Origin of the sequence: Pontiella sp., from assembly GCF_041622395.1 — a bacterium.
In the GTDB taxonomy this organism is placed as follows: domain Bacteria; phylum Verrucomicrobiota; class Kiritimatiellia; order Kiritimatiellales; family Pontiellaceae; genus Pontiella.
In genome coordinates this window covers 1-12,604 of record NZ_JBFJYW010000087.1, presented here as the reverse complement: position 1 = coordinate 12,604, position 12,604 = coordinate 1, and the positions used below count along the sequence as shown (strand labels likewise).

7 protein-coding genes are annotated in these 12,604 nt (G+C 63.2%); 5 read left to right on the top strand and 2 right to left on the bottom strand.

Annotation, left to right across the window (positions count from 1 at the left end):
• From ABYO54_RS06905 to ABYO54_RS06890, 4 genes are all read left to right on the top strand, one after another.
• On the top strand, positions 1–4,804 hold a 4,804-nt coding region (locus ABYO54_RS06905), incomplete at its 5' end, for an MBG domain-containing protein (protein WP_372807512.1).
• Between the two features lie 19 nt (positions 4,805–4,823).
• Positions 4,824–5,816: a hypothetical protein gene (locus ABYO54_RS06900; protein WP_372807511.1), complete on the top strand. Its 993-nt coding sequence runs from the start codon at positions 4,824–4,826 to the stop codon at positions 5,814–5,816.
• A 182-nt stretch (positions 5,817–5,998) separates the two neighbouring features.
• Positions 5,999–7,342 carry a Trk system potassium transporter TrkA gene (gene trkA, locus ABYO54_RS06895; protein ID WP_372807510.1) on the top strand — a complete coding sequence of 448 codons (1,344 nt, stop codon included), beginning with the start codon at positions 5,999–6,001 and terminating at the stop codon, positions 7,340–7,342.
• A gap of 45 nt (positions 7,343–7,387) precedes the next feature.
• A complete protein-coding gene (locus ABYO54_RS06890; RefSeq protein ID WP_372807509.1) occupies positions 7,388–8,836 on the top strand; it encodes a TrkH family potassium uptake protein in 1,449 nt (482 codons plus the stop codon).
• Between the two features lie 84 nt (positions 8,837–8,920).
• Here the strand turns inward: ABYO54_RS06890 and purE are convergent, their stop codons facing one another.
• Positions 8,921–9,436, bottom strand: a complete 516-nt coding sequence (gene purE / locus ABYO54_RS06885; protein ID WP_372807508.1) for a 5-(carboxyamino)imidazole ribonucleotide mutase — start codon at positions 9,434–9,436, stop codon at positions 8,921–8,923.
• Between the two features lie 30 nt (positions 9,437–9,466).
• Positions 9,467–10,747, bottom strand: coding sequence for a phosphoribosylamine--glycine ligase (gene purD, locus ABYO54_RS06880; RefSeq protein ID WP_372807507.1), 1,281 nt, complete (start codon positions 10,745–10,747; stop codon positions 9,467–9,469).
• A gap of 403 nt (positions 10,748–11,150) precedes the next feature.
• On the opposite strand from purD, the gene ABYO54_RS06875 reads away from it, so the two are divergent.
• The coding region (locus ABYO54_RS06875; protein ID WP_372807506.1) for an alpha-L-fucosidase at positions 11,151–12,604 on the top strand (1,454 nt) is incomplete at its 3' end.

The following is a 12,604-nucleotide window of genomic DNA, read 5'->3' as shown; positions in this document are numbered from 1 at the left end:
CCTCGATCCCTCCCGGACGATTTCGGATATCGGCTTCACCGCCGATCTAAATGCCGTGATTCCCGGGCTAACCTTTACCGAGGTGCTGTCGAACGATGGCAATGGAAGCGTGGCGGGAACCGATACAACGCAGCTCACCGTTTCCGGGGCATCGCTGCTTGCCGGAGCATCGTGCACCCTGCGGGTTGCACTCGCCGTTCCGTCGGAAACCGTTGCCGGTGTCTATCCCTATACCGGCAGCGCTCCGACCGGCACCCTCGGCGGACTGGCCGTCGGGGGCGAGCCGGCGCGCGCCAACCTGGTGGTCTCCACGGGCCTGCTGTTCAGCAAATCCTTCAGCGGTCCCGCCACGCCCGCCGGCTCGGCGATCCTCACCTACACCCTCGCCAATTCCGGCACCAACACCCTGACCGGGCTCCGCTTTACGGACAATCTCGATAGCGTCGTTCCGGGGCTGGTCGCCACCGGCCTGCCGGCGTCGCCCTGCGGCGAGGGCTCCGCGATCCGCGGCACCTCGTTCCTAACCTTCTCCGGCGGGGTGCTGGCACCCAACGACACCTGCTCGTTCGACGTGCAGCTGCTGGTGTCAAGCAGCGCGGTTGCCGGCACGTTCCCCAGTGTCTCCGGCGCGCTTACCGACGAAGGGTTGCCGGCCGCCGATCCGGCCTCGGCCTCGTTGGCCATCGAGTTGCCGCCGGCGTTCTCCAAGCAGTTTACTCCCGAAACCATTGTTTACGGCGAGAGCAGTACGCTGACCTTTACGATCGACAACACGGCCAACACGCTGACGGCAACAGGGCTGGATTTTGCCGACATCCTGCCTGCCGGCATGGTCGTGGCGACGCCCGCCAATGCCGCTGTTACGTGTACCGGCGGCACCCTGACGGCCGTCCCGGGGTCCGGCGCAATCAACTATACGGGGGGCACCGTGCCTGCCGGTGCCAGTTGCACGATTCAGGTGGAGGTATCCGCTGCGTCGGGAACGCACCTCAACACCAGCGGCGATCTCACCTCGTCGTCCGGCAACAGTGGCACGGCCTCCGCCTCCCTTGCCGTTTCCAAGGCGGACCAGTCCATCGACTTTCCTGCCCTCGGCAACCAGCTCGCCACCAACACGGTCGCACTGCGTGCAACCGGCGGCGGGTCGGGCAATGCGGTGACGTTCGCCGTAGCCTCCGGACCGGCCGTGCTCAACGGGACCGTCCTCTCCTTCACCGGCGCCGGAACGGTTGAAGTGACGGCCAACCAAGCGGGCGACGGCAACTATAACGCCGCGCCGTCCGTCACCAACACCTTTACCGTTTCAGCGGTGGCAGACCTCGTAACCTTCGCGGATGCAAACGGCGGCAGCGACGGCAACAACGGCCTGAGCTGGGCGACCGCCAAGCAGACCGTCCAGGCGGCCATCGACCTCGTCGGCGACGGCGGCCGGGTTTGGGTCACCAACGGCACCTATCAGCTCGCCAGCCAGCTGGAAATCACCAACAACATCACCGTGCAGTCGGTCAACGGACCGGAGGCGACGATCATCGACGGATCCAATACGGTACGCTGCGCGCATCTGAAGGGTGGATCGCTCTCGGGCTTCACGCTGGCCAACGGGTATGCCGCGGCAAATGGCGGCGGCGCGTACCTGGAGCGAGGCGGCGCACTCGTCAACTGCACCCTCGTCGGCAACCGCGCGAGCCGCCACGGCGGCGGCGCCTATCTGCTGGATGGCGGCACGCTCCTGAACTGCACCCTCTCCGGCAATGAGGCCCTCGAAGATGGCGGCGGCGCTTTACTGGTGAGAGGCGGTAAGCTCGTCAACTGCACGCTCTCCGGCAACTCGGCCGGCGGCACGGCCGGCGGCGCGATGCTTTACGAAGGCGGCTCGCTCAACAACTCCATTGTCTGGAACAACTCGTCGGCGGGCGACCGTCAGGATGTTTACGATGCGACCGGCGCCGGAACCGTCCGCCATACCTGCGCCTCGGACGGCGTAACCAACGGCGTCAACGGTTGCATCACCAGCAGCCCGGCGTTTGTTTCGGCCAACGACTTCCGCCTGACGGCAGATTCCCCGTGCATCAATGCGGGGTCCAACGATCTGGTGCAGGTTTCGACCGATCTGGCGGGCAACCCGCGCCTCGTCGGCGCCAGCGTCGATCTGGGGGCGTATGAGCGCCAACTGGTTATCGATCAGGACGGACCGCTGGCGGTTGCCATGTCCGAAGACGGCCATCCGACGGCCTGGGCGGCGCCCGCACTCAGCGCATCCGCCGGGAACGCCCATGCCATGCTGAGCTGGACCGTCTCCGGCGAAGCGACCCGCGGAACGGCTACGGTTGCGGGCACCGGCAACTCCCCGTCCATGTTCACCTACACACCGGACGCCAACGCGAACGGGAGCGATTCCTTCACGGTTCAGGTCACCGACGGCTCCGACACCAATACCATTGCGGTCCATGTGACCATTGACCCGGTGGTCGATCCGGCCGACGTGACGCTCGGCGCACTGGCCCATACCTACGACGGCACGGCACACGCCGCGATCGCGACGACTTCGCCGAGCAATTTGACCGTTGAGCTTACCTACGACGGCGGCGCGAGCGCACCGACCAATGCCGGCCGCTATCAGGTGGTTGCCACCGTGGTCGATCCGGTCTACAGCGGCAGTGCCACGGGCACCCTGGTCATTGCCCGGGCGGTTCCGGCCGTGAGCAATGTCACCGCCGCTGCGATTACCTACGGCACCCCGCTAAGCGGCAGTACTCTTGCCGGGGAGGGGGTTGCCGGAATGTTTGCGTTTGATGCCCCCGGTCTGCTGCCGACCGTTGCGGACTCGGCAACCACCGGGTATGCCTACACCTTCTCGCCGACCGATTCCGTCAACTATACCGGTGCATCCGGCACCGTGACGCTGGTCGTCAACCGCCGGACGCTGAGCGTTACCGCCGACGACAAAACCAAAGTCTACGGCGAAGCCAACCCGGAATTCACGGTCGCCTTCAGCGGCTGGGTCGAAGGAGAAGATCTCGGCGTGCTCGAAACGCAGCCGACGGCCACCTGCCCGGCGGACGCGTTCAGCGATGCCGGCACCTACGCCATTACCCCGGCAAACGGCAGCGCCGCCAACTATGCCTTCAGCTACCTTTCCGGCACCCTGACCGTCGCCAAGGCCGACCAGGCCATCCTCTTCCCGGCAATCGGCACCCAAGCGGTGACCAATACGCTCCGCCTCTCGGTTTCGGCGGATTCCGGGATGGCGGTCTCGCTCGCGGTGCTGGCAGGACCGGCGGCTCTCAGCGCAGGAACCAACCTGGGCTTTACTGCGGCCGGTACGGTCAGCATTGCGGCGACGCAAAGCGGTAACGGCAACTGGAACGCCGCGAGCGCCACCAACTCCTTCGATGTCGTCGGCGTGATCACCAACGTTGCGCCGGACAACGGAACCGTCTTCGGCGGCACCGAGGTCGTGATCGACGGACTGTGGCTCGGCGACGGCAGCAGCATTGCAAGCGTGACGCTGTGCGGCGTTGAGGCGCACATTGTCTCGCAGGGCATCCACTCGGTCACCGTGCGCTCCGGCGAGGCCCCGCCGGTGGAAACCAACGGCGCCGTGGTCGTGGAATCCGGTTTCGGCACGGTGGTGATGGCCAACGCCTTCACCTACCGTCCCGTGCCCCTGGCGCCGACGGCGCTGTCCGCGGTCGATATCACCGACGCGCAGTTCACGGCGCGCTGGGTCAACAACGATGAGACCGCCACGCATTACTTCGTCGATGTGTCCGAAAGCACCAACTTCACGGCCATGACCGGCGTCTACAGCAACTATACCTTCGGCGCATCCACGGCCGGGCTGGTGACCGGGCTGGTGGACGGCGTCACCTACTGGTACCGCGTGCGCGCCGCCAACCAGTACGGGTCGAGTCTCGACTCGAACGTCATCGAAGTGCCGGTGAGCGCCAACACGCCGTATGTCCAATATGAAATCACCAACGGGGTGGTCAGCGCCGGAACCGGCAGCGCGGTGGATCTGACCGAGCTGTTCCACGGCAACCAGATGACCTATGCGGTGGTTTCGAACAGCAACCCGGCGCTGGTTGCCGCGACGATCGTCGGCACCGAACTCGCGCTCGACTATACGCCGAACATGACCGGCCGTGCCGATATCACGGTGCGGGTTGCCGATGCGAACGGGTTCTGGGTGGAAACCACCATCACCGTCCAGGTCGTGGCCGCGCCGGGCGTTGCGGTGGGGGCCGTGAGCTTCAATCGCCAGATAGGGGTCTTTGAGCAGGTGGTCTCGGTGACCAACGCATCCGCCTCGCACCGTGCAAATTCGGTGACGCTGACGATCGCGGATTTGACGGCCGATGCGACGGTCTGCAACGCGACCGGCACGGATTCGGCGGGCAATCCGCTGATTCAGTGGAACGGTCTGCTGGCGCCGCTGGGGGTGCAGGAGTTTACGGTTCAGTACTACACGCCGTATCGCGGCACGACGCCCTCGGCCACGATTACGGCATCGTTGAGCCTGGAGGACCTCCAGAGCGCGATCGAGGGGCGGACTTTCAGCCTGAACGGTTCGCCGCAGGAAATCGACGGGGCGCAGGCATTCCTGCTGGAGTTCGACGCCGTTCCGGGGCGGACCTATTTCATCCAGTATTCGGCTGACCTGTCCACGTGGAAGACGGTCTATCCGGGCTTGGTCGCTCCGGTGAACCGGATGCAGTGGATCGATTCCGGGCCGCCGGCCACCGAGAGCGCCCCGGGCGATGCCGGATCGCGTTTCTACCAGATCATTGAACTTGCAGAATAAGGCATAGGGGATTTTGAAGATGAAGCGGGAATTGAGGAAGGCAGAGGTTTTGTTCGTGGTCGCTTGCGTGGCCGTCGTATCGCGGGGCGGACAGTTGGGGGTGGGCATCGGCTCGGCGTTCGGTACGCAGGCTTCGTTCGAATCGGATCAGGTGGTGCTGCCGTTTGCCAACGATCCGGGGGCCGCCGCTGCCGGCATCGACCACGTCTACGACGACGGGTACAACCTCGTCGACAGCTCGGGCAATTTCGGCAACGAAACCACCTTCTGGGGCTATCAAAACGAGGCCCAGTTCGATGCGGCGACCGACACCATCCGGATGAGCAGCACCCGTACGCTGATCGACGCGGCGGAGGACTCGGCGGATCGGGACTGCCTCGGGGCACTGGAGCTCTTCTGGTTGCAGAATTTCACCAGCAACAAGACGTTCAACTGCGGGTTCCGGTTGGCCGCCCGCTGGCAACGCGTGCGCGTCGCCGGCGCTGCGTGGTCGGGGACCACGGCCGAAACCTACACCGATGCGTATGCCCTCAACGGCATTAGCGCACCTTCGGCGCCGTTCGACGGTAGCTACGGCGGCGGCATCGGCAATCCGGTGCTCGGCGATGGGCCGACGCGTTCCATCTCCACCGCCGCGGGAAGCGCGGTGATGATTTCGCGCACCCTCGACGGCCACATGCTCGGCTTCGATTTCGGGCCCACGCTCTCGTGGGACCTGGGCGAGCGGATGGCGCTGGTGGCCTCGGCGGGCGGAACCGCAATGCATATCCACAGTACGTTCAGCTATGATTCCGGCGGACTGGTGGCCGGTGAAACGACCGATCAGGAGTGGCTGTTCGGGGCCTACGCCGGCGCGGACCTGCAATGCCGCATCGGTGAAGGCTGGGGTCTGTTCGGCGGGGTCGCCTACACCTATCTCGAGGATTTCAACCAGCAAGCCGACGGCCAGCGGGCCGAGCTGGTCTTCGCGGATTCGTGTGTCCTCCGCTTCGGCATCTATACCGAGCTCTAATGCCGCTTGGCCGGGGCAATGCGACGGTCCCGGCGCGACCTGCGACGGCCGCCCGAGGGCCGCGCAACCGGGGGGCGCAACCCTTGACGGACGCAGTGCCGTCGGGGTTGTTGTTGAGGTTTTTTATTGATAAGTTCCGTCCATTTACGCATATACGACGGCTTTCCCGGGGGGATTAACCTATGCGGATAGTGATTATTGGAGCGGGCAATGCAGGCCGGCAGTTGGCCATGCGCCTGTGTGAAGAGCGGCACAACGTGGTGATGGTGGATGCCAGCGCGCAGGCGCTGGCGCAGGCCGAGGCCGGGCTGGATATCCTTACGGTCCATGGCCAGGGGTCGAACCCGTGCGTGCTGGAAGAGGCGCAGGTCGACAAGTCCGACCTGCTCATTGCGGTGACGGACAACGACGAGGTGAACGTGCTCTCCTGCCTGCTCGGCCATGCCGCCGGGGCGAAGGGCACCATTGCGCGCGTCACCAATCCCGCCTTCCTGAAGGCGTCCGAGCACTACGACCTCAAGAAAATGGGGATCGATCTGGTGATCAACCAAAAGCACGAGTGCGCCCGCGAGGTGTTCAACATGCTTCAGATGCCCGGCGCGCTCGAAGCGTTCGACCTGTTTGACGGGAAGGTGATGGTGGCCGGCTTCAGCGTGAACGCGATCAGCCCGCTGCTCGACCGTACGCCGGCCGAATGCGACCGGCTCGACCTGATGCAGAGCGTGCGGGTCATCGCCATCCGCCGCGACAACCAGCTGGTGGTGCCGCACGGCAACACGGTCTTCAAGCAGAAGGACCTCGTCTACCTCGTCGGCAAACGCCCCGACATCACCACCTTTTTCCAATGGGTCCAGCCCGATGTCGAGCCGTTCGATAAGGTGATCATCGCCGGCGGCGGCGACTTGGGGCTGATGCTGGCCAAGTGCATCGAGAACGAAATCAGCACCGTGTTGCTGGAGCAGGACGAGGACCGTGCGCGCTTCTGTTCGGCCGAACTCAACAAAACGCTGATCCTGCGCGCCGACGCGCTGACGGAGAGCGCGCTGGAGGAATCCGGCCTGCGCGACAAAACCGCGTTCGTGGCGCTGACGGGCGACGACGAAGGCAACATCATGAACTGCCTGATGGCGCAGAAGAAGGGGGCGGCCTTCACCGCCACCCAGATTACGCGCACCGACTTTATTCCGGTGGTGGAATCGCTCTATTTGGTCAACCGCGTGGTCAGTCCCTACATCTCGACCGCCAACGCGATTCTGCACTGGCTGCGCTCCAAGAAGGTCCAGGCCGCTTCGCTGCTGCATAACCTGCCCGGCGAGCTGCTCGACGTCATCGTGGAGGCCAACGGCAAGATCGACGGAAAATGCATCCGCGAAATCAAGATGCCCAGCACCGCGATCATTGCGACGGTCATGCGCCAAAACGATGTGCTGACGGCCACGGGCGATCTCCAGCTGGAAGCCGGCGACCGGGTGTTGATCTTCTGCCACCCCGATGCGGTGAAAAAGATCCATGCCATTTTTCTTTAGGAAGCCGCGACAGGACACCAATGAACGCATTACGGATTACGTCTCATGAATAAACGCGCGGTTTTCCATCTGGTTGCCTACATGACCCTCGTCATCGGGGTGGCCATGATCGCGTGCGCCGGGATCTCGATGGCCTATCACGAACCGTTGAAGGTCCAGCTGAGCCTGGTCTATTCCGGACTCATTGCCGCGGTCTGCGCCGGCGTCGTTGGCGTCTTGACGCACGGCGACATCAACCTGTCGCGGCGCGACGGCTTCGGCGTCGTGACCTTCGGCTGGATTTCGGCCACGATTTTCGGATCGCTTCCCTACGTTTTTTCGGGGGTGATCGACCATCCGGTATCGGCGATGTTCGAGACGATGTCCGGTTTCACGACCACCGGGGCCTCGGTGATGAGCGATCTCGAGGCCATCCCGCGCGGGATCCACTTTTGGCGGGCGCTGACGCATTGGTTCGGCGGCATGGGCGTACTGGTGCTCTGCGTGGCGATCCTGCCGTTTCTCGGGGTGGGGGGCATGCAGATCTACCGCGCCGAAATGCCGGGCCCTTCCAAGGACCGCCTCACGCCGCGCATCGCCACCACGGCCAAGTTGCTGTGGGGCGTCTATGCGCTGCTGACGATGGTGGAAGTGCTCTGTCTTAAAGTTGCGGGCATGGACTGGTTCGATTCGTTCTGCCACGCCTTCGGCACCATGGCCACGGGCGGGTTCTCCACCCGCTCCGCCAGCGTCGGGGCCTACGACAGCGCGGTCGTCGATACCATCATCACCGTCTTCATGTTCCTGGCCGGGATCAATTTCTCGCTCCACTACCACGCGCTCACCGGCAAGCCGCAGCGCTATTTCCAGGATCCGGAATTCCGCTTCTATGCCATCTTTCTTTCCTGCGCCACTCTGTTTCTCACCTTCAATATCTGGCATGCCGATTGGGGGCCGCTCACGCGCTGCTTCCGCGATTCCGCCTTCACCGCCACCTCCATCATCACCACCACCGGGTTCTGCACGGCCGATTTCGACCAATGGCCGAACGCCTCGCGTCTGCTGCTGGTGGTCATGATGTTCATCGGCGGGTGCGCCGGGTCGACCGGCGGCGGCATGAAGATCGTCCGCGTCTTCATCATGTTCAAGAAGATGGTGCGCGAGATGAAGCTGTTCATGCGGCCGTCGTCCGTCATCCAAATGAAGCTGGGCGGCAAACCCGTCGAGCAGGAGATCATCTCGCACATTGCGGCCTTTTTTGCCATCTTCGTGCTGATCTTCGCGGTTGGCTCGTTCATCATGACCTTCTTCACGCCCGATCTCGAAACGGCCGCCACCTCGGTCGTTGCCACCCTCGGCAACATCGGTCCGGGCCTCAACGCCGTCGGTGCCACGCAGAACTATTCCGCCATTTCGCCGCTGGGGCAGGCGATTCTCACCTTCTTCATGCTGCTCGGCCGACTCGAGCTCTACACCGTCCTCATCCTGTTCCTGCCCAGCTTCTGGAAAAAGTAGCCCGCGTCCGGGCGCGGTTTCGGCAAAAAAAAACGGGGAGCCTGCATCAGGCCCCCCGCGATCCGGAACGTTGTTTGAAAGCCGTTACCCTTCGAGTTCCTTTTGTAGTTCGGCGTCGGCCTGGAGAACTTCCGCGGCCATGGTTTTCTTGAATTCGATGAGCTTTTGCTTCAGCGCGTCGTCGCCGATCGCCATCATCTGGACGGCGAGAATGGCGGCGTTGATGGCGCCCGCCTTGCCGATGGCGACGGTTGCGACCGGAACGCCCTTGGGCATCTGGACGGTGGAGAGCAGGGAGTCCATGCCGTCGAGCGCCCAGCCCTTGACCGGGATGCCGATGACGGGAAGGATGGTGTGCCCGGCCAGCACGCCGCAAAGGTGGGCCGCGCCGCCCGCCGCGCCGATGATGACCTTGTAGCCGTTCTTCGCGGCGCTTTCCGCAAACTCGGCCGCTTCGTGCGGCGTGCGGTGCGCGGACATCACCTTGACGGTGCTTTCGATGCCGAATTCCTTGAGCGTCTTGACCGTGAACTCAAGCGTCGGCCAGTCGGTCTTGCTGCCCATTACGATTGCTACGGTAGGTTTTTTCTGTGCTGCCATAACTGGAGTCTCCTTATTGTGTGAAAAAAGCTATTGGGCCAGCCGCTTCATTTCGCGGTGGGCGATGTCGTTGCGGTAGAACGCGCCCTTGAAGCTGATGGTTTCCACGGCGATGTAGGCCTTGGCGAGCGCATCCGGCAAATCGGTGCCGAGCGAGGTGATGCCCAGCACGCGGCCGCCCGCGGTCACTACCTGGTCGCCCGCGAGGGCGGTGCCGGCGTGGAAGACGACGGTGTCGTCGACCGCGTTGGCTTTGTCGAGGTTTTGAATTTCGTCGCCCTTCGCATAATCGCCCGGATAGCCGCCCGCGACCATCACGACGCAGACGCTGTGGTCGGCCTTCCACTGGATCATGTCGTCGGAAAGGTTGCCGTCGATCACGCCGTTGATGGCCGGGAGCATGTCGCCGTCCCAGCGCGCCAGCACGCACTGCGTTTCCGGATCGCCGAAGCGGCAGTTGAACTCGACCACGCTCGGCTGGCCGTGGTCGATCATCAGGCCGGCGTAGAGGACGCCCTTGTAAACGATGCCGCGCTTTTTCAGCTCGGCCAAGGTGCGGTCGTAGACCTCTTCCTTCACCTTTTTCAAAACGGATTCGGTGACGATCGAGGCCGGGGAATAGGCCCCCATGCCGCCCGTGTTCGGCCCTTTGTCGTGTTCGAAAATGCGCTTGTGGTCCTGCGACGAGGCGAGCATCACCACGTTTTCGCCGTCGATCAGCGCCAGGATGGAGGCCTCTTCGCCGACCAGGAAATCCTCGATCACGACGCGGCTGCCGGCGTCGCCGAAGGCGTTGCCTTCGAGCGCTTCGCGGATGGCCGCTTCGGCCTGCTCGACGGTTTCGGCGACGGTGACGCCTTTGCCCGCCGCGAGGCCGTCGGCTTTGATGACGATCGGGGCGCCGCGCTCGCGAACGTAGGCGCAGGCTTCGTCCGGATCGGTGAAGGTTTCGTAGGCGGATGTCGGGACGCCGGCCGCTTTCATGACTTCCTTGGCGAACTGCTTGGAGCCCTCCAGCTCGGCGGCGGCCTTGGAGGGGCCGAAGACGCGGATGCCGTCGGCTTCGAGCAGGTCGGTCAGTCCGGCGCAAAGGGGCGCTTCCGGACCGATCACCACGAGGTCGGGCTGGTTTGCGGCGCACCAGCCGCGGATGCCGTCGAGGTCGGTTGCGCCGAAATCGAGGTTGGTGCCCAAGGCGGCGGTTCCGGCATTGCCCGGTGTGCAGAATAGTTCCGGTTGCGCGCTGTCGTTCGCCAGTTTCCAGGCCAGCGTATGTTCGCGCCCCCCGTTGCCTACTACCAAAATCTTCATGTCCAACTCCTTCAAAAATTCAAAAACCTGCGCGGAACATACCCAACGCGGGAAAGTCATGCAAGGGGTAGGTGAAGTGAAACGGCGCCCGGTTCGGGGCGGCAGTTCGCGCTCGCGCTGAAAGCGCAATCGCGACCTGGCAAGCTCCGCCGGCGAAAAGACGAATATTCGGGGCATCCCTCAAACGCTCGATTGGCAAACGTTGAATTGGGTGTAAGTTGGCTGGGGCATGGGGGCGCAGGCGACTGCGACTGATTGGGATGCGGCCACTGCGGTTGAACGTCCAGACCATGAACGAACTGATTCCGCTTGTGAGGCGGGGACGAACGGGATTCGCGCGAATGGAACGGCCATGAATTTTATCGCCTGAAAAACGAAAATTTGAATTGAGGATATCATCGGAATGAAAAAACGGAATGTAGTTGCCGGGATCGCTGCGGGGGCGTTGCTGCTGGCTTTGGGAGCCCGGGCGGAAAAGAGTTTGGCGGAAGACCCGTTTGCACTGGAGCAGGCGAAGCAGCAAACGACCGGCGCGCGCCCGTGGGCGGGAAAAACGCAGGCCGAGGTGCAGGCATGGGCCAGGAAAAACCTGCACCAGAAGCTGCGGGGCAAAGAGATCGATGCCGCGGCGCATCCGGAATGGGAATGGTTCCGCAAGTCGGGGCTGGGGCTGTTCCTGCACTGGGGGCCGGCGAGTGTTGAGCCGAACAACGGCGATGCGTGGGCGATGGTCTGGTCGGCGGCAAAGGCCAGGGCGGGGCGTGAAATGATCCTGCCCGAGGATATGTTTGCCGTGGCCGAAACCTGGAATCCGGAACACTATGATCCCTACCGCTGGCTGGCCGCCGCGGCCAAAGCGGGGTTCGGGTATGCGGTGTTGACCGCACGCCATCACGACGGCTATGGCCTCTGGCCGAGCGAGTATGGAACCTGGGATACCGGCGAGCAGATGAACGGCCGCGACTTGATCCGGGACTATGTCGAGGCCGCCCGCAAAAATGGACTTCGCATCGGCATGTATTATTCCGGCCCGAACTGGCACTACGACTACAAGAACCGCGAGTTCATGCATCCGCCCGGAAAGGACTTCCGGATGAACTACAGGCATGAAAAGGTCGATGCCTCCACCCCCATGACACCTCTGATGGCCGGCAGCGGCCCGGCGGAGAAGGCCGAGTCGGAAGGGCAGGTCCGGGAGCTGATGAGCAACTATGGCCCGATCGACATGATGTGGTGGGACGGTAACAGCATCATGACCCCGGCCGAGCTGGCCCAACTCCAGCCCAATATCTTCGTGGCGCGCGGCCTGATTGCCACGCCGGAAGGCATGCATCACGGCGAGAGCGAGAACGTGAAGGTGACCAATGAGGCCGGTTGGTGGTGGGAACTCTGCATTAAATCGGAAAACCGGTTTACCCCCAACTGGCATTATGGCGTGGAGTGCGAAGACAATCACTGGGACACCAATAAACTGCTGACGGAACTGGTGCGCTGCCGTTCATTGGGTGGAAACCTATTGGTCAATATTCCGCCGCGCGGCAACGGTGAAATGATGGAGTGGTATTACGAGGTCTGCGATGAAATGGCCGAGTGGATGAAACATTCCCGCGAGGCGGTCTACGATGTCGACCTCGATGCGCCATTGCCCACGCTGGATAAAACGCAGAATTTCACGACGAAACGCGGCAACATCTATTATTCGCTGCCGGATGAGAACGGCGTGGTTTTTATCATCGGAGTCACGAAACCGAAATCTGTCACGCTCCTGAGAACCGGTCAAAAGCTGGACTCTGAATTTCGTGGTGGGTCTTTGCGGGTCGTTGTTCCTGCGAAGATGCAGACGAGCCTGCCGGATAT

Bases quoted from the DNA above. Each gene is read 5' to 3' on its own strand.
- ABYO54_RS06900 (WP_372807511.1), top strand. From the start codon at position 4,824: ATGAAGCGGGAATTGAGGAAGGCAGAGGTTTTGTTCGTGGTCGCTTGC.
- trkA (WP_372807510.1), top strand. From the start codon at position 5,999: ATGCGGATAGTGATTATTGGAGCGGGCAATGCAGGCCGGCAGTTGGCC.
- ABYO54_RS06890 (WP_372807509.1), top strand. From the start codon at position 7,388: ATGAATAAACGCGCGGTTTTCCATCTGGTTGCCTACATGACCCTCGTC.
- purE (WP_372807508.1), bottom strand. From the start codon at position 9,436: ATGGCAGCACAGAAAAAACCTACCGTAGCAATCGTAATGGGCAGCAAG.
- purD (WP_372807507.1), bottom strand. From the start codon at position 10,747: ATGAAGATTTTGGTAGTAGGCAACGGGGGGCGCGAACATACGCTGGCC.